The organism is Novosphingobium sp. 11B, assembly GCF_054589055.1.
In genome coordinates this window covers 19,231-45,850 of the sequence record NZ_BAAILP010000095.1, presented here as the reverse complement: position 1 = coordinate 45,850, position 26,620 = coordinate 19,231, and the positions used below count along the sequence as shown (strand labels likewise).

26 protein-coding genes are annotated in these 26,620 nt (G+C 64.8%); 10 read left to right on the top strand and 16 right to left on the bottom strand.

Annotated features, from left to right (window positions below):
* Window positions 1-79: 79 nt before the first annotated feature.
* The 3 genes from ACYPYD_RS08725 to ACYPYD_RS08715 all read left to right on the top strand — a co-directional run bounded on the left by ACYPYD_RS08725 (window position 80) and on the right by ACYPYD_RS08715 (window position 3,555).
* On the top strand, window positions 80-1,126 hold the full coding sequence (locus tag ACYPYD_RS08725; protein ID WP_008829528.1) for a sensor histidine kinase: 1,047 nt from the start codon (window positions 80-82) through the stop codon (window positions 1,124-1,126).
* A gap of 122 nt (window positions 1,127-1,248) precedes the next feature.
* Window positions 1,249-3,177, top strand: coding sequence for an ATP-dependent zinc metalloprotease FtsH (gene ftsH / locus ACYPYD_RS08720; protein WP_008829529.1), 1,929 nt, complete (start codon window positions 1,249-1,251; stop codon window positions 3,175-3,177).
* Between the two features lie 156 nt (window positions 3,178-3,333).
* Window positions 3,334-3,555 carry a hypothetical protein gene (locus ACYPYD_RS08715; RefSeq protein ID WP_231958117.1) on the top strand — a complete coding sequence of 74 codons (222 nt, stop codon included), beginning with the start codon at window positions 3,334-3,336 and terminating at the stop codon, window positions 3,553-3,555.
* An 18-nt stretch (window positions 3,556-3,573) separates the two neighbouring features.
* On the opposite strand, the gene ACYPYD_RS08710 is transcribed toward ACYPYD_RS08715, so the two are convergent.
* From ACYPYD_RS08710 to ACYPYD_RS08655, 12 genes are all read right to left on the bottom strand, one after another.
* The gene (locus ACYPYD_RS08710) at window positions 3,574-4,635 is read right to left on the bottom strand and encodes a DUF3667 domain-containing protein (protein WP_459662827.1); all 1,062 of its coding nucleotides are present in this window, start codon (window positions 4,633-4,635) and stop codon (window positions 3,574-3,576) included.
* Between the two features lie 71 nt (window positions 4,636-4,706).
* A complete protein-coding gene (locus tag ACYPYD_RS08705) occupies window positions 4,707-5,519 on the bottom strand; it encodes a ParA family protein (protein ID WP_248005806.1) in 813 nt (270 codons plus the stop codon).
* Between the two features lie 97 nt (window positions 5,520-5,616).
* Entirely contained in the window at window positions 5,617-5,961 is a 345-nt protein-coding gene (gene rpoZ, locus ACYPYD_RS08700) for a DNA-directed RNA polymerase subunit omega (RefSeq protein ID WP_008829533.1), read from the bottom strand.
* Between the two features lie 315 nt (window positions 5,962-6,276).
* Window positions 6,277-7,338, bottom strand: coding sequence for a phosphotransferase (locus tag ACYPYD_RS08695; RefSeq protein ID WP_459662826.1), 1,062 nt, complete (start codon window positions 7,336-7,338; stop codon window positions 6,277-6,279).
* The gene (locus ACYPYD_RS08690; protein WP_459662825.1) at window positions 7,335-8,549 is read right to left on the bottom strand and encodes an acyl-CoA dehydrogenase family protein; all 1,215 of its coding nucleotides are present in this window, start codon (window positions 8,547-8,549) and stop codon (window positions 7,335-7,337) included. Before ACYPYD_RS08690 ends, ACYPYD_RS08695 begins: the two co-directional genes overlap by 4 nt.
* Window positions 8,549-9,109 carry a VOC family protein gene (locus tag ACYPYD_RS08685; protein WP_008829536.1) on the bottom strand — a complete coding sequence of 187 codons (561 nt, stop codon included), beginning with the start codon at window positions 9,107-9,109 and terminating at the stop codon, window positions 8,549-8,551. Before ACYPYD_RS08685 ends, ACYPYD_RS08690 begins: the two co-directional genes overlap by 1 nt.
* Before the next feature lie 120 nt (window positions 9,110-9,229).
* Complete coding sequence (locus tag ACYPYD_RS08680; protein WP_459662824.1) at window positions 9,230-10,687, bottom strand: 2-oxo acid dehydrogenase subunit E2; 1,458 nt, start codon at window positions 10,685-10,687, stop codon at window positions 9,230-9,232.
* A gap of 13 nt (window positions 10,688-10,700) precedes the next feature.
* On the bottom strand, window positions 10,701-11,714 hold the full coding sequence (locus ACYPYD_RS08675) for an alpha-ketoacid dehydrogenase subunit beta (RefSeq protein WP_008829538.1): 1,014 nt from the start codon (window positions 11,712-11,714) through the stop codon (window positions 10,701-10,703).
* A 17-nt stretch (window positions 11,715-11,731) separates the two neighbouring features.
* A complete protein-coding gene (locus ACYPYD_RS08670; RefSeq protein ID WP_069707440.1) occupies window positions 11,732-12,721 on the bottom strand; it encodes a thiamine pyrophosphate-dependent dehydrogenase E1 component subunit alpha in 990 nt (329 codons plus the stop codon).
* A gap of 163 nt (window positions 12,722-12,884) precedes the next feature.
* On the bottom strand, window positions 12,885-14,093 hold the full coding sequence (locus tag ACYPYD_RS08665) for an acyl-CoA dehydrogenase family protein (protein ID WP_459662823.1): 1,209 nt from the start codon (window positions 14,091-14,093) through the stop codon (window positions 12,885-12,887).
* On the bottom strand, window positions 14,093-15,256 hold the full coding sequence (locus tag ACYPYD_RS08660) for a thiolase family protein (protein WP_459662822.1): 1,164 nt from the start codon (window positions 15,254-15,256) through the stop codon (window positions 14,093-14,095). The genes ACYPYD_RS08665 and ACYPYD_RS08660 overlap by 1 nt, the downstream gene beginning before the upstream one ends.
* Window positions 15,253-15,648: a Zn-ribbon domain-containing OB-fold protein gene (locus tag ACYPYD_RS08655; protein WP_459662833.1), complete on the bottom strand. Its 396-nt coding sequence runs from the start codon at window positions 15,646-15,648 to the stop codon at window positions 15,253-15,255. Before ACYPYD_RS08655 ends, ACYPYD_RS08660 begins: the two co-directional genes overlap by 4 nt.
* Window positions 15,649-15,832: 184 nt before the next feature.
* On the opposite strand from ACYPYD_RS08655, the gene ACYPYD_RS08650 reads away from it, so the two are divergent.
* Complete coding sequence (locus tag ACYPYD_RS08650; protein WP_036522517.1) at window positions 15,833-17,461, top strand: GMC family oxidoreductase; 1,629 nt, start codon at window positions 15,833-15,835, stop codon at window positions 17,459-17,461.
* A gap of 305 nt (window positions 17,462-17,766) precedes the next feature.
* Here the strand turns inward: ACYPYD_RS08650 and ACYPYD_RS08645 are convergent, their stop codons facing one another.
* Window positions 17,767-18,540, bottom strand: coding sequence for a helix-turn-helix transcriptional regulator (locus tag ACYPYD_RS08645; protein WP_008829544.1), 774 nt, complete (start codon window positions 18,538-18,540; stop codon window positions 17,767-17,769).
* A 166-nt stretch (window positions 18,541-18,706) separates the two neighbouring features.
* Between ACYPYD_RS08645 and ACYPYD_RS08640 the strand changes: the two genes are divergently transcribed.
* Entirely contained in the window at window positions 18,707-19,828 is a 1,122-nt protein-coding gene (locus tag ACYPYD_RS08640) for an acyl-CoA dehydrogenase family protein (RefSeq protein ID WP_459662821.1), read from the top strand.
* A 66-nt stretch (window positions 19,829-19,894) separates the two neighbouring features.
* Here the strand turns inward: ACYPYD_RS08640 and ACYPYD_RS08635 are convergent, their stop codons facing one another.
* Both ACYPYD_RS08635 and ACYPYD_RS08630 read right to left on the bottom strand, forming a co-directional pair.
* Window positions 19,895-20,803, bottom strand: a complete 909-nt coding sequence (locus tag ACYPYD_RS08635) for a GGDEF domain-containing protein (protein ID WP_231958113.1) — start codon at window positions 20,801-20,803, stop codon at window positions 19,895-19,897.
* A gap of 323 nt (window positions 20,804-21,126) precedes the next feature.
* Complete coding sequence (locus tag ACYPYD_RS08630) at window positions 21,127-21,804, bottom strand: helix-turn-helix domain-containing protein (RefSeq protein ID WP_008829547.1); 678 nt, start codon at window positions 21,802-21,804, stop codon at window positions 21,127-21,129.
* A 207-nt stretch (window positions 21,805-22,011) separates the two neighbouring features.
* Here ACYPYD_RS08630 and cobA point away from each other — a divergent pair, with 207 nt between their 5' ends.
* From cobA to ACYPYD_RS08605, 5 genes are read left to right on the top strand one after another with little or no spacing between them, the layout of a single operon-like run.
* Window positions 22,012-22,800, top strand: a complete 789-nt coding sequence (gene cobA, locus ACYPYD_RS08625) for a uroporphyrinogen-III C-methyltransferase (RefSeq protein WP_459662820.1) — start codon at window positions 22,012-22,014, stop codon at window positions 22,798-22,800.
* Window positions 22,797-23,093 (top strand): DUF2849 domain-containing protein, encoded by a 297-nt coding sequence (locus tag ACYPYD_RS08620; RefSeq protein WP_008829549.1) that lies wholly within the window; start codon window positions 22,797-22,799, stop codon window positions 23,091-23,093. Before cobA ends, ACYPYD_RS08620 begins: the two co-directional genes overlap by 4 nt.
* Window positions 23,093-24,727, top strand: coding sequence for a nitrite/sulfite reductase (locus ACYPYD_RS08615; RefSeq protein WP_459662819.1), 1,635 nt, complete (start codon window positions 23,093-23,095; stop codon window positions 24,725-24,727). Before ACYPYD_RS08620 ends, ACYPYD_RS08615 begins: the two co-directional genes overlap by 1 nt.
* Entirely contained in the window at window positions 24,720-25,154 is a 435-nt protein-coding gene (locus ACYPYD_RS08610) for a DUF934 domain-containing protein (RefSeq protein ID WP_008829551.1), read from the top strand. Before ACYPYD_RS08615 ends, ACYPYD_RS08610 begins: the two co-directional genes overlap by 8 nt.
* A 28-nt stretch (window positions 25,155-25,182) precedes the next feature.
* Window positions 25,183-26,001, top strand: a complete 819-nt coding sequence (locus ACYPYD_RS08605) for a phosphoadenylyl-sulfate reductase (RefSeq protein WP_459662818.1) — start codon at window positions 25,183-25,185, stop codon at window positions 25,999-26,001.
* A 171-nt stretch (window positions 26,002-26,172) separates the two neighbouring features.
* On the opposite strand, the gene ACYPYD_RS08600 is transcribed toward ACYPYD_RS08605, so the two are convergent.
* Window positions 26,173-26,514 carry a hypothetical protein gene (locus ACYPYD_RS08600; RefSeq protein ID WP_271181771.1) on the bottom strand — a complete coding sequence of 114 codons (342 nt, stop codon included), beginning with the start codon at window positions 26,512-26,514 and terminating at the stop codon, window positions 26,173-26,175.
* Window positions 26,515-26,620: the final 106 nt, after the last annotated feature.

The following is a 26,620-nucleotide window of genomic DNA, read 5'->3' as shown; positions in this document are numbered from 1 at the left end:
ACTGCCCTCCCTTTCGCGCGTCTCACCCATGCGATACCAGTCATGCGAATGGATCGCGCAAAGGTGATTGAGGTCCGCGTTGAACAGTCCGAGCCGATTCACCGAACGCCTGCCCTTCCTTCCCGACCGGCCTCTGGTACGTTACGTCACCACCGCTGCGCTCTGCTTGTTCGCCTTCTGGCTGCGCTGGGTGCTCGATGCCGCATTCCCGCCGGGCTACCCGTTCCTGACCTTCTTTCCGGCCGTCATCCTCAGCTCGTTCCTGTTCGGACCGCGCCCGGGCGTCCTTGCCGCGATCCTGTGCGGGCTGTTCGCCTGGTACGTCTTCATCCCGCCGCGGATGGCCTTCGCCTTTGACCACGGCACATTGACCGCGATGCTGTTCTACACCGGCGTCGTGGTGGTCGATATCGCCCTCGTCCACTTCATGCAGGCTGCCAACCACCGCCTCCACTGCGCCCGCGAGGAAGTGCGCGCCCTCGCCGAGGAACGCCGCCAGCTGGCCGAGCGCGCCGAACTGCTGTTCCAGGAGATGCAGCACCGCGTCGGCAACAACCTGCAGATGGTGGGGGCCGTGCTGTCCCTGCAGATGCGCACCCTTACCGAGCCTATCGCGCGCCGCGCACTGTCGGATGCGGCTGCACGGCTTCAGGTCATCGGCAATATCCAGCGCCAGCTCTACCATCATGACGGCCGCCTCGTCCCGCTCGACCGCTTCCTCGGCGAAGTGTGCGCCAAGACCATGGCGTCGAGTGCACGGACCGGGATCACCTGCGAGGTCGAAGCGCAGGAAGGCGTCACCCTGCGCCCCGACAGCGCCGTACCGGTCGCGCTGATCGTGACGGAGGCTATCGCCAATGCCCTCGAACACGGCTTTCCCGATGACGCATGCGGCGTCATCACCGTGCGCCTGGAGCGCCGCCAGGACGATGTGCTGCTGCGGGTCGAGGATGACGGATGCGGCTTGCCGCCGGGTTTCGACCCCGTCTCGGCACAGTCGATCGGCTTACGCATATCCCGCATTCTCAGTCAGCAGTTGGAAGGGCAGATTGCTCTGGAGAACGGGGAGCGCGGCACCCGTATGACGCTGGAACTGCCGCTTTCCCGCCTCGCGGTGAACACCTGAGACACCGCCGGACGCTCATCGCCGCGGATATCGCGCCGAAACGACGCTACTCCTGCCCGCGCTAACTTGTGATTCAGCGCCATGCGCCTACATTGGAGCGCGAAAGGACGGATTCCCGCAAAATGAACGACGACCAGCCCAACGGCAACCCATGGGTCAAGAGCCTGCTCGTATGGGGCGGCATCTTCCTCGCGCTCCTTATGGTGGTCTCGATGTTCGGATCGCGCGCCACCACCGGCCCGGCGATTCCCTACTCCGACTTCCGCAGCAAGGTCGCCGAAGGCAGCGTCGCCTCGGTCGAGATTTCCGAAGACCGGATCGACGGAAAGCTCAAGAATGGAGACAGTTTCTCGACCGTCCCCGTTCCCAACGACCAGACCCTGACCGACCTGCTCCAGCGCAACGACGTCAAGTATTCGGGCAAGGAAGCCGAACAGGGCAGCCTGCTGCTCTACATTCTCGCGCAGACCCTGCCGTTCCTGCTGATCGTCGGTATCGCCTTCTTCGCGCTGCGCCAGGTCCAGAAGGGCGGCGGGTCGGGCGCGATGGGCTTCGGCAAGTCCAAGGCCAAGATGCTGACCGAACGCTCCGGCCGCGTTACCTTCGACGACGTCGCCGGCATCGACGAAGCGCGTGAGGAACTGGAGGAGATCGTCGAGTTCCTGCGCGATCCCACCCGCTTCTCCAAGCTCGGCGGCCAGATTCCCAAGGGTGCGCTGCTGGTCGGTTCGCCCGGCACCGGCAAGACCCTGCTCGCCCGCGCCATCGCCGGTGAGGCGGGCGTGCCGTTCTTCACGATCTCGGGCTCCGACTTCGTTGAGATGTTCGTCGGCGTCGGCGCCAGCCGCGTGCGCGACATGTTCGAACAGGCGAAGAAGAACGCGCCCTGTATCGTCTTCATCGACGAAATCGACGCTGTCGGCCGCCACCGTGGCCACGGCCTCGGCAACTCGAACGACGAGCGCGAGCAGACGCTGAACCAGCTGCTGGTGGAGATGGACGGCTTCGAGGCGAACGAAGGCATCATCATCATCGCGGCGACCAACCGCCCCGACGTGCTCGACCCCGCGCTGCTGCGCCCGGGCCGCTTCGACCGCCAGGTCGTGGTTCCTGTGCCCGACATCGAGGGCCGCGAGAAAATCCTCGCCGTGCACATGAAGAAGGTGCCGCTCGCCCCCGACGTGAACCCGCGCGTGATCGCGCGCGGCACTCCGGGCTTCTCCGGCGCTGACCTCGCCAACCTCGTCAACGAGGCTGCCCTGCTCGCCGCGCGCCGCAACAAGCGCCTCGTCGCCATGCAGGAGTTCGAGGACGCCAAGGACAAGGTCATGATGGGCGCGGAACGCCGCTCCATGGTCATGACCGAGGACGAGAAGAAGATGACCGCCTACCATGAGGCAGGCCATGCCATCGTCTCGCTGAACGAAGCGGCTTCGGACCCGATCCACAAGGCGACGATCATCCCACGCGGCCGCGCGCTGGGCATGGTCATGCGCTTGCCGGAGCGGGACAGCTACTCGTACCACCGCGACAAGATGCTCGCGAACCTGTCGGTGGCGATGGGCGGCCGCGTGGCGGAGGAACTGATCTTCGGCTACGACAAGGTCTCATCGGGCGCCTCCTCGGACATCCAGTATGCCACTAGTCTGGCGCGCTCGATGGTCACCAAATGGGGCATGTCGGACAAGCTCGGGCCGATCCAGTACGAGGACAGCCAGGAAGGCTACCTCGGAATGGGCGGCACCCAGCGCACCATGGGCTCCAGCGAGACCAACCAGCTGATCGACAGCGAAATCCGCGCTCTGGTCGATAATGCCCATGCCCGTGCGACGCAGATCCTCAAGGATCAGAACGTGGCGCTGGAAACCTTGGCCCAGGCCATGCTGGAATACGAAACGCTCTCCGGCGACGAGATCAAGCAGCTTCTCGAAGGCGGCCAGATCGACCGCCCCTCGGAGCCGCGCGGCCCCTCGGCGGCGCGTCCGCTCTCGGGCTCTGCCATCCCCAAGGCCGGCCGCCGATTCACCGGGACGGCGCCGCAGGGCGCCTGAGCGGAAAAGATAGGGTTCTCCCCAAAGGAGAATGCAGGAGGGGCGTCAGATGCGAGTCTGACGCCCCTTTCCTTTGTCGCGGCCGGATGAAGGTGTGTTCCGGTTCGATCAGGTTCCCACTCCGCCGCAAGTGCGGTATTGTAACGCCGGATAATCATGAACCGCGAGGGAGCGATGGCCCAGGTCGAGATATATGACGGCGAAGGCGACCAATTGCTCTTCACCGGAGGGTTCGATTTCCTGCCCCGCGTCGGCGAATCCATCGCCAGGGATGCGGACGGATACTTCCACTACTACGAAGTCATCGACGTGTGGCATCGCGAAGAGCCCGAAGCCGGCAGATTCCAACCGTGCCTTGCGGTCAAGATCATCGACTGAGGCCCGGCCTGTCGTGGCCTACATGCTCGTCTGTGCCATCAGCAGGGTAAAGAACACCCCGAGCGCCATGGCGGCGAAGATGAGCAGTACCGCCGTACGCCACAAGGCACCGACCCGGCCGACGGCATAGGCCCCGCGCAACTGCCGATACATATGCAGCGGCGGAGTCAGGACCAGCACCGCGACCAGACCGCCCACGCCTATCGCCCCGGCAATCATGCCGACGATCGCCAGCAGCGTCATGAAACACAGCGAATACGTCACGAAGACCGTGTGATCGTAAAGGTGGAAGCGTCGGCTGAACGGAAACAGCAGCCACAGGAACGGCACCGAGATCGGGATCAGCGCCCAGCTGTATTTGTAGGCGTAAGTCTGGAGCTTGTAGCTCGCCAGATCAGGATTGGAGCGGAACTTCTTGATCGCCTTGTCGAGCGCGGGGATGTCGCTGACCTTGCGGGTCGGATCCACCTTCCGGTCCACGCCCTCCGCCTCGATATCACGCAAGGTGTCGAGCGCCGTGCGCTGCCCCTTCAACTGGTATTCGAATTGCGCCGTCGGTTGACCTTTCGCGGCGGCGGCCTTTTTCTTGCCCTCGACACCGGCGATCTCGCCTTCGAGCCGCTTGATGCTGTCTCCGACACCCTGGGAATCGGCGGTCTGCGCTACGGGCTCCTCATGCCCTTCGGTCGCGTGGAAGACCGCGAACATGAGGAAGACGCAAAACAGGAACAGCGCGATCGGTGACACATAGCTGGCGCGGCGCCCCTCGATATATTCGCGGGTCAGCCGTCCCGGCCGCCAGGCCAGGAGCGGCAGAGTGCGCCAGATTTTCCCCTCGAAATGGAAAACCCCGTGCAGCAGATCGTGGAAGAACGCGCCCAGCGTACGATGGACGTGCGCCGCCTGACCACAGGCATGGCAATGCGAACCGACCAGATGGGTCCGGCAATTCAGGCAATCCGCTTCGTGCGTGTGGCCGTCATGCCTTTCGCCCTGGCCCTGCACAGCCTCCGGCTCCACCGCCGATGCGAGGGCGGTGCCCTGCCCAAGCTCCGCCAGTGCTTCGCTGATCCCGTTCATGTTCGCCCCCGTTTGACGGCGCAAAACCTAAGCCGCGATCGGAATTCGCGCAATGCAGACGTGAGGCCCCCTCAGCCGCGCTGGTCCAGTTTCTTCTCGATCGCTGCCCAGAGACGGGAAAAAGCCTGCGTGGCCGCGCTTTGCGGCGCCAGTGCGCCTACCGGCTGGCGGTGGACGGCGCATTGTTCGACAGCGCTGGCGTAAGGGATGGCGGGCCAGTTCGGGCTCGTCTCATACGCCTGTCTGTGCAAGGCGCGGCGCATGTCGAGCATCGACAGAACCGGCAGGATCGGTGGGTGCCGCTTAGTATTCCCGGCAATCTCCCGAACCACCAGATCGAAGGCGCGCGAAGAGAGCGGCGACGGCGGCAGCGGCACGATAACGAGGTCCGCTGCACGCACGACTTGCGCCGAAAGCTCGTTCATCACCGGCGGGCAATCGAGGATGATCCGCGGATAGTCGGCCGAAAGCTCCTCGGTCAGCTTCGCCAGCCGTTTGCGCTTGCCGATCTTCACCAGTTGCGCGTCGAGCGCACGGATCGATTCATCCGCCGGGAGCACGTCCAGCCCCTCGAAAGCCGTATGCTGGATCAGCCGCGTGGCGGGGCGTTCGCGTGCGAACACCTCTTCGGCCAGCCGCGTATCCTGCGGCTCAAGGCCGTAGAGAAACGCCGATCCGCCTGCGGCATCGAGATCCCACAGCAAGGTCCCGTGTCCGCTCTGCACCGCCGAACACCACGCGAGGTTGGCGGAGAAAGTCGTTTTCCCGACCCCGCCCTTGACGCTGTAGATGGCGATCGTGGCGCTCTTGCGCTCGCCGACCGCATTCGAGCGAGCCTCGGACGCGCGAAGGGGACCAGCCCTCCTGGGCGGTCCCCCGGTCAATCCGATGATACGTGGCAATTTCGATTTCGCGGACACGCCCGCATCGTTGCCTGCCGCCCCCTCACAGTCAAGTACGGGCGGCAGTCAATGGTTACGATCAGCCGTCGTAATCGCCGCCCAGCGACGTGTTGCGGGTCGGAGCCGACGCGGTAATACGCAGCGCCTCGGCCGACTGGCTGAGCGAGCCGACGTCATCCATCTCGTCGTCGTCATCGGGCAGGACGCGCTGCATCGAAGTGACCAGCGTTTCCTTGAGGTTCTTGGGAACCACGGTTTCCTCGGCGATTTCGCGCAGGGCGACGACGGGGTTCTTGTCGCGGTCGCGATCGATGGTCAGTTCGGCGCCGCCCGAAATCTCACGCGCACGCTGCGCGGCGAGAAGGACGAGGTCGAAGCGGTTGGGGATCTTGTCGACGCAATCTTCGACAGTAACGCGCGCCATGGGCACTCCCGGTAAAGAATCTGGGGGATCGGAAAGGCTGGCAGTTAGGGCCGGGGGCAGGGAAAGTCAAGGAAATGGGCGACGTGTCACTCGTCTGGGCACTGACAGGCCAGATCATACCTGACTTCGCCATAAACTCCCCATCACCCTGAACCCGTTTCAGGGTCCATCGGACAGCTTTGGCTAAAGCGTGGTCTCGCCATCGGCCCGTACGGTTCACTGCATTATCGCACGCGGCTTCCGGCCAGATGGACCCTGAAACGAGTTCAGGGTGATGGAGTGAGTTACGAAGGACGTGCATCGCCCTTTGCCGCTTCAGCCCCGCGTGAACCCCAGCGCCAACCGTGCCAGTTCGGGGAAGGCCTCGGCCCGCTCCTTCGCCTGGGCGTTGGAGGCGGTGCCCCGGATCACGCGGCCCTTGATGCCGTGGAAGATCGCGGCAAGGCGGAAGAAGTTGAACGCCATGTAATAGCGATAGTCCGGCAGCCCCTCGCGCCCGGTGCGGCGGCAATAGGCGGCGACGTAGTCTTCCTCGCTCGGGATACCCAGCGCGGCGATGTCCGCGCCGCCCAGCCCCGCGACGATGTGCGGCGGCATGTGGTACATCATCGCGTTGTAGGCGAAGTCCGCCAGCGGATGGCCGAGCGTCGACAACTCCCAGTCCAGCACCGCCAGCACGCGCGGCTCGGTGGGGTGGAAGATCATGTTGTCGATGCGGAAATCGCCGTGGATCACGCTGGAGGCGCCGTCGTCCGCAGGCATGTTCGCTTCGAGCCAGGCGATCACCGCGTCCATGTCCGGATTGCGGCCCGCAGCCTCGTCCTCGAAATACTGCTTCGACCAGCGGCCGACCTGACGGGCGAAGTAATTGCCCGGCCTGCCATAATCACCAAGGCCAATGGCTTCGGGATCGCAGGAATGCAGCTGCGCCATCGTGGCGTTCATCGCGTCGAACAGCGCCGCGCGTTCCTCGTTGGAGACGCCGGGGACGGTCGCATCCCAGAAGATGCGGCCTTCCACCATTTCCATCACGTAGAACCAGGTGCCGATGACGCCATCATCTTCGCAAAGGCCATAGACCTTCGCCACCGGGAAGCCCGCGCCATGGAGCGCGGAAAGCACCTTGGCCTCGCGCTCCACCGCATGAGCGCCCTTGAGCAACTGGCCCGGCGGCTTGCGCCGCAGGACGTAGCTGCGCGAAGGCGTCACCAGCTTGTAGGTGGGGTTGGACTGCCCGCCCTTGAACTGCTCGACGCTCAGCGGACCGGCGAAGCCCTCGACATTGGCTTCCAGCCAGGCGGTCAACGCCGCCTCGTCGAAGGCATAGCCCTCGCGCACGGCGGTGGTGCCCGAGTTGGCTTCAGCGACGTCGCTCATGCGGGTTCGGCTTCCTTTGCAGCCGCTTCCTGCGCCTTGCGCCAGTCGCGACGGATCTTCTTGGCGAGGCTCCACTTGTGGACTTCGGTCGGGCCGTCATAGATGCGGAACGCGCGAACTTCGCGGAACACCTGCTCGACGATGGTGCGTTCGGTAACGCCCGTGCCGCCCATCACCTGCACGCAGTTGTCGGCGATCTTCATCAGCGCTTCGGACACCGAGACCTTCGCCATCGAGCTTTCCACCGTGCCGAGCGAGCCGGTGTCGAGCACCGAGGCGCACCAGTCGATCATCAGTTCGGACTGCTTGATGAGGATTTCGTTCTCCGCCAGCATGAAGCCGACGCCTTCGTGCTCGATCAACTGCTTGCCGAACGCCATGCGGCGGCAGGCATAGTCGCTGGCGATCTCGTGCGCGCGGATGCAGCAGCCCAGCCAGCGCATGCAATGCGAGAGGCGCGCCGGGGACAGGCGGATCTGGGCATACTTGAAGCCCTCGCCCGGGTCGCCCAGCATGTGTTCGGCCGGCACGCGCAGGTTGTCGATCGTCAGGGTGGCGTGGCCACCCGGCATCGAGCTGTCGATGGTGTTCGGCACCTCGTCGATGCGGATGGCATCGTCGGGCAGGTCCACCAGGAACATGCAGGCGCCGCCTTTGGTGTCTTCCTCCGCCGAAGCCGCCATGACGATGCCCACCATCGCGCCCTGCGCGCCGGTGATGAAGGTCTTGCGGCCGTTGATGACCCAGTGGTTGCCATCCTTGTGGCAGGTGGTCTTCATCATCGACGGATCGGAACCGGCGCCGCCCCATTCGGCCGGCTCGGTCATGAAGAAGGCGGAGCGGCCCTTGCCCTCGACCAGCGGCTTGAGGAAACGCTCCTTCAGTTCGGGCGAGCCGACGTGGCCGATGAGGTACATGTTGCCCTCGTCGGGCGCCATGGTGTTGCAGGCCAGCGGGCCCAGCGGCGACAGGCCCGACTTGATGAGCACAACCGCCGTCTCGCGCTGCGTCAGGTGCGAGCCATCCGCGCGGATGTGCGGCGTGAGCACGCCGACCTCGCGGGCCAGGCCGCGCAGTTCCATCAGCAGTTCGTCGGTCGGCGCGCCGTGGTGATCGCGGCGCGGGTCCTTCTCGTAAGGCACGACCTTTTCACGGACGAAAGCCTCGACCTTGTCGGCCATGTCGAGGGCGTATTGGGAAATCTCGCTCATTATTGCAGCACCCGGATCGGATCGGAGCCATCCCAGTCGCGGGCGGCATCCTTCATCATCTGAAACAGACCTTCGGTGCCGGTGAGCGGCTGAAGGTATTCGATTACGTGGCCGGGGCCCTGACCGGGATCGACATAGATCACCTCGCCATCGGCGCCGACCTTGCCCTCCACGATCACCTCGGCGCCGGCTTCGGCGCAGGCCTTGCGGGCTTCGGCGATCGATTCAACGAAGACGCAGACGTGGTGCAGGCTATCGCGCACCGCATACTCGCCCGAATAGAGCGAGGGGGCATCGGAATCGGTCTTGATAAGCTCGATCTGGATGTCCCCCCAGTAGCCGATGGCCATGGTGAACGTGGCGTCGGTGGGCTGGCCCTTGTACTTCATGTCGTCGAGCCGCACGTCGTTGAGGACGAAGAACGGGCCGACGCCGACCGTTTCGATCCAGTATTTCATGGTCGCATCGAAATCGGTCGGGAAATAGGCGAGTTGGATCACGTCGCCCAGCCGCTTGAGCGGGCCGGGCTTCACGACGGTTTGGGTGGCCTCTCCGGTCATTTTCTGTCCCTTCAAAACTTCGTCATCCCCGCGAAGGCGGGGACCCAACTGATGACGGTGCAACCTGCACCCTCAGGAGATGGGTTCCCGCCTTCGCGGGAATGACGGGGAAGTGTGCAATCACGCGCCGAACAGGCCCTCGGGCGCCTCGATCAGACCCTTGAGCGTCTGCAGGAACTGCGCGCCCGCAGCGCCGTCGATGGCCCGGTGGTCGACCGAGAGAGTGAAGGAAATGCGCGTTTCGAAGGTCACATCGCCGTCATCCGTCTCCACCGGCTGGCGCAGCGCCGCGCCGACGGCGAGGATCGCGCCTTGCGGCGGGTTGATGATCGCGTCGAAGTTCTCGATCCCGAACATGCCGAGGTTGGAGACGGAGAAGGTGCCGCCGTCCATATCGTCCATGCTGAGCTTGCCGGCCTGCGCCTTGTCGATCAGGCGGCGGGTTTCCACCGCGATCTGGTCGATCCGCATCAGGTTGGCCTGACGCACCACCGGGGTGACGAGGCCCTTGGGGCTGGCGACCGCGATCGAAACGTCGGCGTGCGGGAAGCGATGGATTTCCTGACCGTGGACCTGCACGTTGACGTCCGGGTGCTTCGCCAGCGCCATGGCCGAGGCCTTGACGATCCAGTCGTTCACCGAAGCCTTGCTGCCCAGCACGACATTCGCGGTCTTGCGCATCGCAATCAGCGCATCGGCACTTGCCGACATGCGCAGATAGAAGTGCGGAAGCTCCTGCTTCGCCTGGGTGAGCCGCTGCGCGACGACCTTGCGGACGCGATCGAACTGCACGACTTCGGGACGGTTCTCACCAGCCACGAATTCGGGCGTGCCGAAGCCGCTGGCCGAGGCCTTCGGCGCAGGCACGAGCGCCAGCACATCGGCCTTGGAGATACGGCCGCGCGGTCCGGTGCCGGTCAGGCCCTGCAGCGAGAGGCCGTGCAGCGCGGCGATACGGCGGGCGAGCGGCGAGGCGAGGACCGTGAGGTCGTCCGCCTCGACGGGAACCGTGCCCTTGAGCGAGGGAGCCCCCTCGCCGCGAAGCGCCTTCACCACGTCCTGATGGGTGATGCGACCGCCACGGCCCGAACCCTCGATACCGGCGATATCGACGCCCTCTTCTTCCGCGAGGCGCAGGGCCTCGGGGCTGATCGGGCGGTTTGTGTCGATCTTGATGCGCTGCTTTTCGGGAGCCGGCGCAGCAGCGGCAGCCGGAGCGGGCTCCTGGGCCTTGGTCTTCTCGGCGCCCCCCTTACCTGCACCTTGGGCGATGCCGCCTTCAGCAGGCTGGAAATCGGCCACGAAGGCGTCGATCTCGGCGTCCGAGTGCGAACCCTCGTCGAACACCGCCAGCAGCGCGCCGACGGGTTCCTCGCCCGCACCGCCGCCCACGATGATGCGGCGCACGGTGGCTTCGTATTCGGCCTCGACCTCGTTGGTGATCTTGGCGGTTTCGATCAGGCACAGCGTCTGGCCGCGCTTGAAGGTTTCACCCTCCTTTACCATCCATTCGGCGATCGTGCCCTCGGTCATTTCGATGCCCCACTTGGGCATCGTGAATGCGCGGATGCGACTCATGTCAGCGCTCCCCTCAACGGTATTCGAGCGTCTTGCGCACGGCAGCGGCGACCTTGGCCGGGCTCGGCAGGTAGGCGCTTTCCAATTCGCGGGCGAACGGGACCGGCGTGTGCGGCGGGGTCACCATCTCGATTGGCGCCTTGAGGCTGGCGAAAGCCTTCTGGGCGACGAGCGCGGAGATGTCGGTGGCCAGCGAGCAGCGCGGCGGGGCCTCGTCCACCACGACCAGGCGGCCGGTCACTTCGACCGAGTCGAGGATCGCTTCCTCGTCCAGCGGAGAGGTGGTGCGAAGGTCGATCACGTCGCAGCCGATGCCGTCCTGCGCCAGATCGTCCGCTGCCGTCTCGGCGTAGCGCACCATCATGCCGCTGGCGACGATGGTCACGTCCTGACCGGCGCGGGCAAGGCGGGCGTGGCCGAAGGGGATGCAGAAATCCGGATCCTCGTTCACTTCGCCGCTCATCGCGTAGAGGAACTTGTGTTCGAGGAAGACCACCGGATCGTCATCGCGGATCGCCTGGCGTAGCAGGCCGCAGGCATCTTCCGGGGTGGTGGGCATGACCACCTTGATGCCGGGCATGTTGGTGACGAACTGCGAGATCATCTGGCTGTGCTGCGCGGCGGCGTTGTAGCCCGCGCCCACCGGCATGCGGATCACCGCCGGGCAGACCGACTTGCCGCCGAACATGTAGCGGAACTTGGCGATCTGGTTCCAGAGTTGGTCCATGCACACGCCGATGAAGTCGGCGAACATGATCTCCGCCACCGGACGCTTGCCCGCGAGGGCCAGACCGCCCGCCGCGCCCATGATGGCGCTTTCGCTGATCGGGGTGTCGATCACGCGGTTGGGGCCGAACGCCTCGTAGAAGCCGGTCGAGGTGGACCAGATGCCGCCGATCGCTTCGGGGCCGCCGGCCGTGCCGTTGCCGCCGACGACGTCCTCGCCCAGCACGACGACACGCTCGTCACGCTGCATTTCCTGGAAGATCGTGTTGCGGATGGCATCGCGATACATCATTTTTGCCATGGGTCTCGCTCCTGCCGTCAGTAGCTGATGTAGACGTTTTCGAGGACGTTCTCGGGCTGCGGGCGCGGTGCGGCGCGCGAAGCCTGGACGGCATCCTCGATGGCCTTGAGGGATTCGGTGTCGATCGTGTCGAGATCCACGTCTTCCAGCAGCTTGGCGCCGGTGACGCTGGCGCGGAAGATCTTGAGGCAATCACGCTCGGCACGCAGGCGATCGAGTTCGCCGTCGCCGCGATAGCGCTGCGGATCGCCTTCGAAGTGGCCGAAGAAACGCTCGGTATCGAATTCCACGGCGGCCGGGCCATTACCGGGGGTGCGGACATATTCCAGCACTTCGCGGAAGGTGTCGTAGACGGCGAAGAAATCGGTGCCGTCGCCGCGCCACACCTTCATGCCGAACGCTTCGGCGCGGCTGGCGATGTCCCTCGTGGTGCCCACCGCGTAATCGACGCCGGTGTGCTCGGAATAGTGGTTGTTCTCGAAGACGAAGATCGCGGGTGCGTTGGTCACGACCGCAAGGTTCATCGCCTCGAACGTGGTGCCCTGGTTGCAGGCGCCGTCGCCCGAGAAGGCGATCGAGACGGCCAGCTTGCCGTTTTCGTCCGGACCATCGATCTTGTTGGAGATCGCCGCGCCCACCGCGATCGGCGCGCCCGCACCGACGATGCCGTTGGCGCCCAGCATGCCCTTGTTGATGTCGGCGATGTGCATCGATCCGCCCTTGCCGTTGCAAAGGCCTTCCTGGCTGCCCCAGATTTCCTTCATCATGCCGTCAAGGTCGCAACCCTTGGCCAGACAGTGGCCATGGCCGCGGTGGGTCGAGACGATCTTGTCACGCTCGGTCAGGTGCTCGCACACGCCGACGGCGACGGCTTCCTGGCCACAGTAGAGGTGGGTGAAGCCCGCGATCTCGCCGGTCTGGATCTCCTCGTGGAGCCGTTCCTCGAATTCGCGGATCAGCTTCATCTGCCGATAGGCGCGCGTCAGCGCCTCGCGGTTCAGCTGCATCAGGGATTCCTCTCGTTGATGGTGTGAATTTCTGAGTGGGAACGCGGGGGCTTCGACAGGCTCAGCCTGAGCGGGAAGGAGAACGGATTGCCCGTCCCACCCCGCTCATGCTGAGCTTGTCGAAGCATGGATTCCCACGCGAGGTTAGCTGCAAGCTGCGAAGTCACAGCCCCAGCACCGACTTGGCGATGATGGTGCTCTGCACTTCGTTGGTGCCGCCGAAGATGGTCCACGCGCGGCTGTTGAGATAGCGCGCCGAGGCGACCTGCGCGGCCTTCGAATGGACGGCGGCCGGCGCGTTGTCGCCATAGAGCGGGCGCGCGGTTTCCAGCTGGAGGCCGGCGGGGCCGTAGAGGTCCACAGCCAGAAGATCGATCTCCTGCCGCAGGTTGGACGCCAGCAGCTTGGTCAGCGAGGTCTGCGGCCCGGCCTTGCGGCCCTTGGCGATCTCCGAGATGATCTTCAGTTCGATCATCTCCAGCGCGTTGACCGAGAGACGGGCCTTGGCCACGCGGCGGCGCCAGTCGGTCTGGTCGGCGAGGATACCGCCCTTCCCATCGCTCTCGTCCTTCGCGGCGGCTTCGATCTGGTCGAGATCGTAGCCGAGCTTGGGCGCGTGGCAAGAACCACCGCGTTCATTTTCAAGCAGAAACTTCGCGATCGTCCAGCCATCGCCCTCGCCGCCGACGAGGTTTTCGGCCGGGACCATGACGTCTTCAAGGAAGACCTGATTGACCTCGTGGTCGCCCGCATTGGTCAGGATCGGGCGCACCGAGACGCCGGGCGTGTCGAGATCGATCAGCAGGAACGAGATGCCTGCCTGCTTCTTCACCTCAGTATTGGTGCGTACCAGCGTGAACATGCGGTTGGCGTGATGCGCGTGGGTGGTCCAGATCTTCGATCCGTTGACGCGGTAGTGGTCGCCCTCACGAATGGCACGGGTCTTGAGGCTGGCGAGGTCGGAACCCGCGCCCGGTTCGGAGAAGCCCTGACACCAGTAGTCCTCGCCCGAAAGGATGCGCGGCAGAACCTGCGCCTTCTGGGCATCGGTACCGAAGTTGTAGATCACCGGGGCGAGCAGCTTGAGGCCGAGCACCGTCAGGTTCGGCGCGCCGGCAGCGGCGCATTCCTTCTCGAACAGGTAGCGCTGCAGCGGGGTCCAGCCGGTGCCGCCGTGTTCGGCGGGCCACTGGTAGCCCAGCCAGCCCTGCTTGTTCAGCACCGCGTTCCACGCCTGCCCGATCTCCGGCTCTACGAAGACCGAGGGCGTCGCCGCCGCTCCAGCCTTTACCTCGGCAGGCAGATTGTCGCGCAGAAAGGCGCGGACGTCATCGCGGAAGGCAGCGTCTTGAGGGGAAAGTTCGATATCCATCAGCGTTCCAGAATGGTGACTGCAGAGACGCCCGGAGCGCCGTAGACATGGCTGTATGCCGTCTTGGGCGCATTCGGGACCTGACGGCCGCCGCCGTCTCCCCGCAGTTGCACGACGTTTTCGTAGACCTGGCGCAGACCCGATGCGCCGATCGGCTCGCCGCAGGCGAGGCAGCCACCGTCCGTGTTGACGGGCAGCGCGCCGCCAATCTCGGTGCGCCCCTCGGCCAGCCACTGCTCCTGCTCGCCATCGGCGCAGAAGCCGTTCTCGGCCATGTGCATGAGTTCGGCGCCCGCTTCGGTGTCCTGAAGCTGGGCGACGTCGATGTCGCCCGGGCCGATCCCGGCGAGGCGATAGGCGTCGGCCGAAGCGATGCGCGAGGCGGTGCCGCGCGGGCTGCTGTCATCCTCGACCACGTCCACGCTCGGCGCGAAGACTTCGAAACTGCTCGGCGGACGGGTGCGCATGGTCGCAGCCTTGAGCCGGATCAGCGGCTTACCCAACTCGCGCGCCTTCTTCTCGCTGGCGAGGATCAGCGCCACGCCGCCCTCTGCCGGAGAGCAGAACATGTACTTGGTATAGGGATCGCTCACCAGCGGCGCTTCGAGGATTTCCTCCAGCGACACCGGCTGGCGACGCCAGGCATGCGGCGCGTGGACAGCGTTGCGAAACGCCTTTTCCGACACCATGCCCAGCGTCTTCTGCGAGATGCCGAACAGGCTCATGTAGCGCATGATCTTGGCGGCGAAGAACTGCGTGGTGACCATCTGGCCGACTTCGCCATACCATTCCGGCAGGTTGTATTCGCTCGGCAGCGCGTTGAAGGCGCCGCGCGGGTGCTTGTCGAAGCCGACCGCGAGGCCAAGGTCGAACTCGCCCGACTTGATCGCCATCTGCGCCGAGAACAGCGCCGAACCGCCCGCCGCGCAGCCATTGCGCACGTTGATGAACTGAACCCCGGTCAGGCCGAGGCGATCGACCATCGTGTCCGGATTGCCCGCCGCATCCGAGCTGCCATAGGCGAACTGAACCTGCGGCCACTCCACGCCCGCATCGGCCAGCGCCTCGCGCACGGCATAGACGCCCTGATCGACGCCGGACAGGCCATCGGTCCGCCCGAAGCGGTGAATGCCGATGCCGACGATGCACACGTCGCCGCTCATGCTGCGCCTCCTGCGGGTACGTAGGCGGGGATATAGGGGCTGTCCAAGAGGTCCGGGTTCAGCGGCGACGGCGCGAAGCGCACCGGCATGCCAACCTTCACGTCCTCGAACGCGACATCGTTCAGCCGCGCCTCGACGATCACCTGCCCGGGCAGTTCGACATAAGCCACGACCCAGGGCGCGAACGCTTCGGGCCCGGCGTAAGGCGGGGTCTTCGGGCGGAAGCGCTGGACGGTGTAGGACCACAAGGTGCCTTCGCTCGACAACGGCACCGCCTCGAAAGTCGGCGACGCGGGGCACGGGAAGACGATCCGGCCGGTTTCCCGGTCCTTGCCGCCGATCAGACGCGGGGGCGTCTCTTCGGTGAACAGGCCATCGGCTATCGGTGTCATCATACTCCTAATCCTCTGGCCCAATCCTTGGCTCATCCAGCCCGTTGGTCAGGCCCGGCCATGGATTCGATTTAAGCGGGTCCTGCGCAGCATTGTGACTCACCAAAACGATAGGATAGCCATTGCGCTAGTTCGTGCGACTTCGAGGGCGACTGGGACAACCCTGCGCCGGGAGAGACGGACTATGGCCAAGCAATGGGACTACATCATCGTCGGCGCAGGCAGCGCGGGCTGCGTCATGGCGGAGCGGCTAAGCGCCGACGGCCGCTCGCAAGTGCTGGTGCTGGAGGCGGGCGGCGAAAACGACAGCTTCTGGGTCACGCTGCCCAAGGGCGTCGCCAAGCTGGTCAAGAAGCCCGAGCACATGTGGGCCTACCACGTCGCCCAGCCCCGCGATCCCGGCGCCAATGACAAAGGCGCGGGCGAAGTCTGGATTCGCGGCAAGGGCCTTGGCGGCTCGTCGTCCATCAACGGCATGATCTGGAGCCGGGGCGAGCCCGCCGACTATGACGCCTGGGAGCGCGAGGCAGGTGCCACCGGCTGGAACGGCGCCAGCATGACCGAGGCGTTCAAGGAACTGGAAGACCACAAGGCAGGCCCCGGCCCCATGCGCGGCAGCGGCGGCCTCGTCCGGGTGGACCCGGCCTGCTACACGTATCCGCTGGCCGAACGCATGATCGAGGCGGGCGAATCGCAGGGCCTGCGCCGGGTGGACGATCTCAACGGCACCCCCGGCCCGCGCGTCGGCTACTACAGCCACAACATCCGCAACGGTAAGCGCGATTCCTCGGCGCGGACTTACCTGGCGGCGGCTCGCAAGCGGCCCAACGTCACCGTCGTCACCGGCGCGATGGCCGACCGCATCGTCTTCGACGGCACCCGCGCGGTGGGCCTCGATGCCACGGTGAACGGCAAGCCGCAGCGATTCGACTGCGCCGGAGAGATCGTCGTCAGCGCGGGCGCCATGGAAAGCCCCCTGCTGCTACAGCGCTCCGGCATCGGCGATGCTGCAAGGCTTGCTGCGGCGGGCATTCCGCTGGTGGCACACTCACCCGATGTCGGCGAGAAGATGATCGAGCACCTCTCGCTCTCGATCCCCTTCCGGCTAGACCATGGCAAGGGCACCAACAAGAGCTTCTTCGGCATCGGCGCGGCCTTCGCCATGCTGCGTTACCTGCTGCGCGGCGACGGCGTGCTCGCGACTGGGCCTTTCGAGGTCGGCGCTTTCTGCAATGTTGCTCATCCGGATGGGCGCACCGATGCGCAGTTCTATCTCGGCGGTTACACCTTCAAGGTCGGCGACGACAAGGACCCCGTGCCGCTCGACAAGATCGACCCCAAGCCCGGCGTCACCATCTACGGCCAGCTCCTGCGCCTCACGAGCGAGAGCAGCGTGCGTGCAACCGGCCCTGGCTCCGGCGATGCACCTGAAATCCTGCACAACTTCCTGACAACCGAGCATGATCGCCAGTCCGCGATCGCCCTCGTCCGGGCCATGCGGAACTACGCCCACGCCGGGCCTCTGGCGAATATGGTCGGTGAAGAACTTGTCCCCGGCGCACAGGTTGAGAGCGACGAGGACATCCTCGCCATGTTCCGCCGCCTGTCTAGCTGCGGCCTCCATGCGATCCGCTCGTGCCGGATGGGCGGCGATGCCGAAGCCGTCGTCGACCCCCGCCTCAGGGTGAACGGCGTTCAGGGCGTGCGGGTAGCGGATTGCTCGGTGATGCCATGGCACGTCACCGGCAATACGAACGCCCCCGCCATGGCTGTCGGCCTGCGCGGGGCGAAGTTGATGCTGGAGGATCGCTGACCCGTCGGAAGGTCAAAGGCGGCGACCATCGCACAAAGCGATGCGTCGCCCGATCCCTTGCGGCCTAGAAGCCTACCGAATTCAGTATCCAGGAGCGCAAGGGCGCGAAAAGCGCCGCGAAGGCGGCAAAAATGACCAGTAGCTTGAACAGCAATGCAGTATGCATCTTGCGTTCCATCGGCATCCCTCTCTTTATGTTGTAAGCAGAGTGTAACAAGAAAATCGGCTTGGGAAAGAGGGTAACGCAAAGCGTGCCGGCGATGCTTCGCCGGCACTTGCAAGCCACTGTTATTTCAAAATTTACGTCAGTTCTGGAGCGAGATATAGCCTAGCTGAGCCGCCTTGAAGACAGTCTGGCTACGGTTGACCGCGTTCAGCTTGGTCGCCGCGTTATGGATGTGGAAGCGTACCGTCGCACGGCTGCGCGACATGATCATGCTGATTTCCAGATCCGTCTTGCCGATCGCCGCCCAGCGCAGGCACTCGACCTCGCGCTTGGAGAGGCGGGATTCGGGCGGCAGCGCCTGCGTCGAGCCCATGACCTGCACATACGTCGCGATGAACGTGCGCGCATAAAGACCCAGCGCGTCCGAATAGCGCGCGAAGTCTTCCGAAAGATCGGTCTTGTCGCGATCGAGCGGGTTGAAGCTTACGGCCCCTATCTGGCCGAACGGCAGGTGGACCGGCACGCCGATCGCCGCGCGGGTCAGCGAGCGGGTTTCGAAATTGGCGATGTCGATGGAGGACAGGTAGGCGTTGCGCTCCAGCGTGCGGAAACCTTCCGCATTGGCCCAGAACGGCTGGCTTTCGAACCGGCACGCGGTGGTCAGCGGGCTGTCGAGGGCAATGCGCGAATTGCGCCACCAGACGCGGTCACCGTCCTCCCAACCGAAGACTTCGGTGGCGAGCAGGTTGCCATCGGCATCGACCGGCGTACGCTTGTCGGCAATGTCGTGCGCGGGCGCGGCCCGCATGCCGCATTCCATGGCGATGCGATGCAGGGCCTCGGCGGCGGGGCGGATGCCTTCCGGCGACGTCACGCGGACGGCGTCGATGTTTTCCTGTGACAGAAGTTGCATTGATGTCCTCTCGAGGCTCATTCTTAGCCCGCTGAATCCGGGGGCACAATCGCTTGAAGCGTGGAATTACCGCGTTTTTATGACTAGCCTTTTGCCCAGCGGTAACCGGAGCCCACCTGATGATAGAACCGCAGCTCAAGCGGGAACATCCCTGCGGGAGTGGACTGTGAATTTCGACCTCAGCGAAGACGAGGAAATGCTCAAGGCCCTGACCGAGCGCTTCGTTACCGACCATTACGATCATGACAGCCGCCGCGCCTTCCTGGCCCAGCCTAACGGTTTTTCCAACACCAATTGGGAACTGCTCGGCGAACTCGGGCTGATCGCGGCGCCCTTCCCCGAGGAAATGGGTGGGCTTGGCCTGGACGCCACGGGCATTGCGACGGTCTTCGAGGCGCTTGGGCGCGGCCTGGTGGTCGAACCCCTCGCCGAATCGGTGGTAATGGCGGGACGCCTATTCGCCGCGACCGCCCCGCAATCGCTTCAGGGCGAATGGCTCGACGGATTGCTGAGCGGCAGCAGGCGCCTCGCGCTGGGCCATGCCGAAGCGCGCGCGCGCGATGGCCTGAGTTGGGTGGAAACCACGGCGGTCGCCGAGGGCGACGGGTGGAAGCTGACGGGCGCCAAGCCCTACTGCGTCGCCGGAGGCGGGGCCGACGGTTATATCGTCTCGGCCCGGATTTCGAGCGAACCGGGCGATGCATCGGGAATCTCGCTGTTCCTGGTGCCTGCGGAAAGCCCCGGCGTCTCCGCCCACGACTGGCACATGGCGGACGGCAGCGTGGCTTCGTCGCTGGAACTGAGCGACGTCATCGTGCCCTCCGACCACAAGCTGAGCGACGACGGGCTTGCCGCCATCGCCGCCACCAGCGACCTCGCCGCCCTCGCCCGCAGCGCCGAAGCACTTGGGATCATGGAGCGAATCTTCGCGGAAACCATCGACTACCTGCGCACGCGCGACCAGTTCGGCGCCGCACTGGGCTCTTTCCAGGCGATCCAGCACCGCATGGTCGCCCAGTATGCCGCGATCGAACAGAGCCGCGCACTCCTCAACCTCGCACTCGTATCCTGGGGCAGTGACGAGTTCGCGAATGCCGTTCACGGCGCGCGGGCGTACATCGCCGACGCCTCGGTGACACTGGGGCACGAGATGATCCAGTTCCACGGCGGCATGGGCGTGACCGACGAACTAGCCATCGGCGGCGGGCACAAGCGCCTGCTGGTGCTGTCGCGCTGGCCGGAAGGGCCGCTGGCCGCGCTCGACCGCTATGCCGGGCTGCTGAACTGACCGTAACCACAACCTGACGAAAGGGGCGGCACCGACAACGGCGTCGCCCCTTCTTTGTTCATGCCTTCATCCCACTGCGAGGCGGACGGGCTTTTCCATTTCCAGCCGGTTGCGGCCCTTCGCCCTGGCGACGAACAGCGCCATCTCGGCCCGTTCGAGCGTAGAATCGAGGCTGGTTCCGACGCGGGCGACGCTGGCGCTGGCAGTCATCGCGAAGCTGCCGTCGCCGATCGCCTGCTTGAGTTCGGCCAGCGTTGTCACCACGCGGCGGCAGATGCCTTCCGCCTCGGCCGCCGTGACGCGCGGCAGGATCACGGCGAAGCGCTCCGAACCGATCCGGGAAATGATGTCCTCGGTCCGCAGCAGTTCGCGCAGCAGATCGGCGAAGACGGTCAGGACCTCGTCACCCACGCTCTGGCCGTACTGCATGTTGATCGTGCGGAAGAAATCGATGCTGAACAGCGCAAGGCAACCCTCCATACGGGCATCGAGCATGTGTTCCAGCATCGAGATGAACGCCGTGCGGTTGGTGAGACCGGTCAGTGGATCGGTATAAGTCGCCGTGAACAGCCGTTCGCTGAGTGAGCGCAGTTCATCGACGTTGCGCATGACGCCAAGCACGCCGTACGGCGCGCCATCGTGACGCAGCAGTGCGCGAAGGCGAAGTTCGAACCAGCGCTTGCGATCGTCACGAGTCAGCGCGGGAAACTCTATCCAGTCCAAATCCTCGCCTGCCATCGCGCGGGCATGGGCCTTGGAAATCTGCTGCTTCGCCTCCGGCGCGACAAGGTCGAGGAGATGAGGGCCGACCAGCCCTCCCCCATCGATGCGCGCGGGATCGCGGTGCCCCAGTTCGGCGATGCCGGACGTCGCATGGACGATGAAGCCCTTGGGATCGGTCTTGAGGATCACGTCAGTCGAACTCTCGGCAAGCATCCCGTAGAGGACCGAGCTTTCTTGGAATGTGAAGTTCATGCCCATGCCGACTGCGTCCCGGTGCCTGCCTTGGCCTGTCCCTCAGCGGCCCGTGAGACCGCTTCGAATCCGACCATGGAGATTTGAGTAAAACACTACGCAGATAAAATTAACATCATTAACCATAGATATTTTATTAACCATCAATACAATTTAGTTTTGTTAACTAACTCAATTAATTCTGAGTATTTATTAAATCAACGTTTACCATCTAAAACAGCAACAGAGAATACAAAGTTCCATGATCGCGAATTGGTTGCATCAATGCACCAATATTGCACATGTCGCTGCGGATCGATTTTTCAGACGAGACGATGGCCGCGTCAAAGCTCGATCATGATACGTACCTTGTCGGGCGTCGTTTCCACGGCCGCTGCGATCTGCTCCCGGCAACGGGAGATGAGATCGGTCAACCCGGGCACCGTTCGACTCGGCCGCAGTTCCGCCGCCTCGACGCCGAGCGCCTCGGCGATGGCGTCCAGCCGCTCCTCGATCGGACGGGCGCGGCCCTGCTCCCAAGCCCACACAGTTGGCTTGCTGACACCGAGGCGGTTGGCAAGTTCGCCTTGCGTCAGCCCGCGCAGCTTGCGCAGGCGATGCAACCGCTCGCCAAGGCTTTCACCCCCGATCGCCCCCGGCCCTATCGGCGCCGGCGCGGCCCCGAGCCCAAGTTCGGTCTGCACGGCGCTGCGAAGCTGCGCCGCGCGCAAGGTGGCGCTGGGGATCGGCGAATCGAAGGCGCAGCCGTAGAGCTTGCCGCTCGCCCAGATGACACGCGCACGGGCGTGAGACGCCTCGGGCAGGTCGAGTTCGATGATCTCGCCGATCTCGAGGTCGAGCTTGCTTTCCAGCAGGACACCGGTTTCCGAGAAGTTGTGGAGCACGACCTGCGTGTGCTCGCCGGACTCCAGCGCCCCTTGCGTCTCCAGCAAGAGGCGGCGACGCTCCGCACGAGGGCGGCCGCTTGCTTCAGGCGCTTCAAAATGGGCCGCAATGGGCATCAGTCCACCTCCATGTGTGAGGCGAACGTCCACAAGTTAGGTTAAGATTCGGTTAGAGCCGGGACTAATGAAGCACCGAAGTCATGCGTAATTTTCTGTGAACTCCCTTGGAAACGCGGCAATCCGGCCAGCGTAAAGCTCCCCTTAGCCCCCTCAAAGCCATTATGGCTGGCATCCGGCGATCATCGCGCCCATTTGCGCCATACCATGACCGCGAATCCCTCCAAGATGCCCCGCGTGGGCAAGGTGTACCTTGTGGGTGCAGGCCCCGGCGATCCGGACCTGCTGACCCTGCGTGCCGCGCGCCTGCTGATGAGCGCATCGCTGGTGGTCCACGACGGTCTCGTCGATCCCGCGATCCTGGCGATGGCGCGGCCCACAGCAAAGCTGGTCTCGGTCGCCAAGGCCCGCTCGCGTCACACCATGAAGCAGGAGGATATCAACGCCCTGCTGGTGCGCGAGGCGCTGGCGGGGAACGACGTCGTGCGCCTCAAAGGCGGCGATCCCTTCGTGTTCGGACGCGGCGGCGAAGAGGCCGAGGCCTGCCACGCGGCGGGCGTCCCGGTCGAGGTCGTGCCCGGCATCTCCTCGGCGCTGGGCGCTTCGGCGGCGGCGCAGATCCCGCTGACCCACCGCGACCATGCCTCGATCGTCAGCTTCGTGGCGGGCCAGTGCAAGGGCCTGTCCGAGCAGGACTGGTCCGGCCTTGCCGGCAAGGGCCGCACGCTGGTGATCTTCATGGGCATCGCCACGGCCGCGCAGATCTCCGAAAAGCTGATCGCCGATGGCCTCGCGCCCGACGTGCCCGTGGCAATTATCGAGAAGGCCACCCGCTCCGATATGCGTGTCCTGCGCTCTCCGCTGGCAGGTCTTGCGCATCTTGTCGAAAGTCAGAAGGTGCAAAGCCCCGCGCTTATCGTTATCGGCTCGGTCGCCGCCGACCATGACTCGGCGGACAACACCATTCGCGCCCTGGCGCTGGAGGCAATGCAGTGAAGATCCTGACGGGCAACGACCTGAAAAGCGGCGCCGTCGTGTGGTGGACCGGCTTCGGCTGGTCGCTCGACGTGAACGACAGCGCCGATGTCGGCGACAACGGGGCTGCGATCATCGCACGGGAAGAAGGCGTGCAGAACGTCTTCGCGGCCTATGTCGTCGATGGCGAGAAGACCGATGAAGGCGTGCGCCCCGCGCACATCAAGGAGCGCATCCGCGCCTTTGGGCCGACCGTACGCCTCGACCTGACGCTGAAGCCGTCCGACCCCGCCGCTTTGAACTGGGTGATCTGATGTACAAGTACGACGAATTCGACCAGCAGATGGTCGATGTGCGGGTCGAGGAATTCCGCGACCAGGTGCGCCGCCGCGTCTCTGGGGAACTGACCGAGGACCAGTTCAAGCCGCTGCGCCTGCAGAACGGCCTGTACCTTCAGCTCCACGCCTACATGCTGCGCGTCGCGGTGCCCTACGGTACGCTGAGCGGCGCTCAGATGCACCTTCTGGGTGACATCGCGGACAAGTACGACCGCGGCTACGGCCACTTCACCACCCGCCAGAACATCCAGTACAACTGGATCAAGCTGGAAGAGACGCCCGACATCCTCGCCGAGCTGGCGAAGGTGGAAATGCACGCGATCCAGACCAGCGGCAACTGCATCCGCAACATCAGCTCGGACCAGTTCGCCGGTGCCGCCGCCGACGAGATCATCGATCCGCGTCCTTATGCGGAACTGCTGCGCCAGTGGTCCAGCTTCCACCCGGAATTCCTGGTACTGCCGCGCAAGTTCAAGATCTGCGTGATCGCCTCCGAGACCGACCGCGCGGCGATGCGCCTGCACGACATCGGCATCAAGATGGTGCGTAATGACGCCGGAGAGATCGGCGCGCAGTTCTATGCCGGTGGCGGCATGGGCCGCACTCCGATGATCGCGCCGCTGATCCGCGAATTCGTGCCGCTGGACCAGCTCATCACTTTCTCCGAAGCGTGCCTGCGCGTCTACAACCGCTACGGTCGCCGCGACAACAAGTACAAGGCGCGCATCAAGATCCTCGTCCACGAACTGGGCCGCGACGAATATGTCCGCCAGGTCGAGGAGGAGTTCGCGCACCTGCTGACCCAGCCGATCGAGCCGCCGCTCGCCGAACTGGAGCGGATCAAGGCACACTTCGTCGACCCCGCCTTCGAGACCGGCCTGTCCAACGATCTGGACCTCTCCGATCCCGACTTCCGCCTCTGGGTGGAGCGCAACACCACCGCGCACAAGGTTCCGGGCTACGTCATCGCGACGATCAGCCTCAAGCCTGTCGGCGGTATCCCCGGCGATGCCTCGGCCGACCAGATCCGCCTGATGGCGAAGCTGGGCACCGAGTATTCGTTCGATGAACTGCGCGTCACCCACGCCCAGAACATCGTGCTTCCGCACGTGAAGAAGGCGGACCTCTACGCTGTCTGGCAGGCGCTCGACGAAGCGGGCCTCGCCACTGCCAACCTCGACACCGTGGGCGACATCATCGCCTGCCCCGGCCTCGACTATTGCAGCCTCGCCAACGCCCGCTCGATCCCGGTCGCACAGAAGATCTCCGAACGCTTCGGTTCGGCGCAGAAGCAGGCCGAGATCGGGGAGCTGAAGCTCAAGATTTCCGGCTGCATCAATGCCTGTGGCCACCACCACGCGGGCCACATCGGCATCCTCGGCGTCGACAAGAAGGGTCTGGAAAACTACCAGCTCCTGTTCGGCGGCAGCGAGGGCGCGGACACCTCGCTCGCCAAGATCATCGGCCCCGGCTTCACCGAGGACGGCGTGGTCGACGCGATCGAAAAGGCCACCGAAGTCTATCTCGCCAACAAGCAGGGCGAGGAGCGCTTCCTCGACACCTATCGCCGTATCGGCATGGACCCGTTCAAGGAGGCCATCTATGGTTGACGTCCAGTTCCGCTTCCGTGACGACGAAGCCGTCAACGACCCTGCCGTCACCGTGGATGCGTTCTCCGAACAGTCGAACGCCACCGCCGTGCGCATCGAGCCGGGCGAGGACGCCCGCGCGCTGCTGCCCTACCTCGACCGGATCGCGCTGGTGGAAGTCAACTTCCCGGCGTGGACCGACGGGCGCGGCTACTCCGCCGCCCGCATCCTGCGTGAAGCCGGTTATGCCGGCGAGCTGCGCGGCGTGGGCGATCTTGTGATCGACATGCTGCACCACATGCGCCGCTGCGGCTTCGATGCCTTCGCGCCCGACAAGGCGCTCAATACCACCGATGCGAAGAACGCCTTCGAGCGGTGGGACAACGTATACCAGGCCACCGCGATCGACGGCAGGCAGGCCATCTGGGCCAAGCGCCACCCGGCGTAAGCCCCGAAGGGCCAGAAGGGATATCCCTATGTTCCGTACCGAAGCTGAAAACGAAGACCGTATCAGGGACCGCATCGATACGTCCGCCCGGTTCACCGAGGCTGACGCGGTGCGTCTCAACCGCCTGTTCCGCGGCAGCGACACGAGCGAGATGCTCGAAACGCTGCTCAAAGAGCGAATGGCGGGCGACGTGGCGATCGTTTCCAGCTTCGGCGCGGAAAGCGCAGTGCTGCTCCACCTCGTCGCGAGCGTGGACCCCAGCGTGCCGGTGCTGTTCCTGGAGACGGGCAAGCATTTCCCGGAAACGCTGGCCTACCGCGATACCCTGATCGCGCGCCTCGGCCTGACGAACCTCATCAACCTGACGCCTGACGAGGCCGAGCTGGCGAAGAAGGACGAGAACGGCCTGCGCTGGTCGTTCGACCCCGACGGCTGCTGCGAGATCCGCAAGGTCAAGCCGCTGGCCAAGGCGCTGGCGCATTACGACGCCTCGTTCACCGGCCGCAAGTCGTTCCAGAACTCGACCCGCTCGCACCTGCCGCGCTTCGAGATCGACACGACCGATGCGCAAGGGCGCCTGAAGATCAACCCGCTGATCGACTGGTCGGCCGAGCGTCTGGCCGCCTACATCGCCGAGCATGAACTGCCCGCGCACCCGCTGGTGGCCGAAGGCTATCCCTCGATCGGCTGCATGCCCTGCACCAGCAAGGTCGCGCCGGGCGAAGACCCGCGCTCGGGTCGCTGGAAGGGATGGGACAAGACCGAATGCGGCATCCACGTCCCCGGCAGCGAGGACAAGAGCGGCCCGGCCAGCGAACTGCCCCCGGGCTTCGATCCGGTGTTCTGAGGCGGCCGGGGTTGGCGTCGAAGCCCACCCCGGCCGGCTAGTTCAAGCCTCCCAGCCCTCCCGCACACGGGAGGGCTGACGCGCCTTTCCCCTCCCGCTTGCGGGAGGGGCAGCGAGACTTGGGCCGAAGGCCTTAGTCGCAGCGGGGTGGGCAACGCCCCACCAGCCGTCTCACCGCTGCTTCTTCGTAATCGCCGCGTTGAAATCGGGATCCTTCTTGGCCACCCAATCCACGAACTTGCGGATATTCGGGTAAATCAACAGCGCGTCCACGTCCGTACCGAAACGTTGGAGTTCGGAGTTCGTGAAGTTCGCGATCACCGTCTGCTGGCAGATCGGATGCATCGGCACGACGTCGCGCCCGCCCCGGCTCTTGGGCACCGGGTGATGCCACACGATGGTCTCGCCCGTGGGGCGGCCGCAAAGCCAGCACGGCACGGCCTCGGCCGGAGCTTCCTCCTCCTCCCGATGCAGGTCTTCGTAGGGTCCGTGCTTGGAGTATTTGCGGGCCATGGCTCTACCTGAATTGCCTGAAATCGCGAAGGCCACTACAGTGCCGGAGCGGTCCCGGCAAACGTCCGAATGCGGCCCCTGCAACCTGCGATGCAGCTTATTCACC

Bases quoted from the DNA above. Each gene is read 5' to 3' on its own strand.
- ftsH (WP_008829529.1), top strand. From the start codon at position 1,249: ATGAACGACGACCAGCCCAACGGCAACCCATGGGTCAAGAGCCTGCTC.
- ACYPYD_RS08715 (WP_231958117.1), top strand. From the start codon at position 3,334: ATGAACCGCGAGGGAGCGATGGCCCAGGTCGAGATATATGACGGCGAA.
- ACYPYD_RS08710 (WP_459662827.1), bottom strand. From the start codon at position 4,635: ATGAACGGGATCAGCGAAGCACTGGCGGAGCTTGGGCAGGGCACCGCC.
- rpoZ (WP_008829533.1), bottom strand. From the start codon at position 5,961: ATGGCGCGCGTTACTGTCGAAGATTGCGTCGACAAGATCCCCAACCGC.
- ACYPYD_RS08695 (WP_459662826.1), bottom strand. From the start codon at position 7,338: ATGAGCGACGTCGCTGAAGCCAACTCGGGCACCACCGCCGTGCGCGAG.
- ACYPYD_RS08690 (WP_459662825.1), bottom strand. From the start codon at position 8,549: ATGAGCGAGATTTCCCAATACGCCCTCGACATGGCCGACAAGGTCGAG.
- ACYPYD_RS08685 (WP_008829536.1), bottom strand. From the start codon at position 9,109: ATGACCGGAGAGGCCACCCAAACCGTCGTGAAGCCCGGCCCGCTCAAG.
- ACYPYD_RS08680 (WP_459662824.1), bottom strand. From the start codon at position 10,687: ATGAGTCGCATCCGCGCATTCACGATGCCCAAGTGGGGCATCGAAATG.
- ACYPYD_RS08675 (WP_008829538.1), bottom strand. From the start codon at position 11,714: ATGGCAAAAATGATGTATCGCGATGCCATCCGCAACACGATCTTCCAG.
- ACYPYD_RS08670 (WP_069707440.1), bottom strand. From the start codon at position 12,721: ATGCAGCTGAACCGCGAGGCGCTGACGCGCGCCTATCGGCAGATGAAG.
- ACYPYD_RS08665 (WP_459662823.1), bottom strand. From the start codon at position 14,093: ATGGATATCGAACTTTCCCCTCAAGACGCTGCCTTCCGCGATGACGTC.
- ACYPYD_RS08660 (WP_459662822.1), bottom strand. From the start codon at position 15,256: ATGAGCGGCGACGTGTGCATCGTCGGCATCGGCATTCACCGCTTCGGG.
- ACYPYD_RS08655 (WP_459662833.1), bottom strand. From the start codon at position 15,648: ATGACACCGATAGCCGATGGCCTGTTCACCGAAGAGACGCCCCCGCGT.
- ACYPYD_RS08650 (WP_036522517.1), top strand. From the start codon at position 15,833: ATGGCCAAGCAATGGGACTACATCATCGTCGGCGCAGGCAGCGCGGGC.
- ACYPYD_RS08645 (WP_008829544.1), bottom strand. From the start codon at position 18,540: ATGCAACTTCTGTCACAGGAAAACATCGACGCCGTCCGCGTGACGTCG.
- ACYPYD_RS08635 (WP_231958113.1), bottom strand. From the start codon at position 20,803: ATGAACTTCACATTCCAAGAAAGCTCGGTCCTCTACGGGATGCTTGCC.
- ACYPYD_RS08630 (WP_008829547.1), bottom strand. From the start codon at position 21,804: ATGCCCATTGCGGCCCATTTTGAAGCGCCTGAAGCAAGCGGCCGCCCT.
- cobA (WP_459662820.1), top strand. From the start codon at position 22,012: ATGACCGCGAATCCCTCCAAGATGCCCCGCGTGGGCAAGGTGTACCTT.
- ACYPYD_RS08615 (WP_459662819.1), top strand. From the start codon at position 23,093: ATGTACAAGTACGACGAATTCGACCAGCAGATGGTCGATGTGCGGGTC.
- ACYPYD_RS08610 (WP_008829551.1), top strand. From the start codon at position 24,720: ATGGTTGACGTCCAGTTCCGCTTCCGTGACGACGAAGCCGTCAACGAC.
- ACYPYD_RS08605 (WP_459662818.1), top strand. From the start codon at position 25,183: ATGTTCCGTACCGAAGCTGAAAACGAAGACCGTATCAGGGACCGCATC.
- ACYPYD_RS08600 (WP_271181771.1), bottom strand. From the start codon at position 26,514: ATGGCCCGCAAATACTCCAAGCACGGACCCTACGAAGACCTGCATCGG.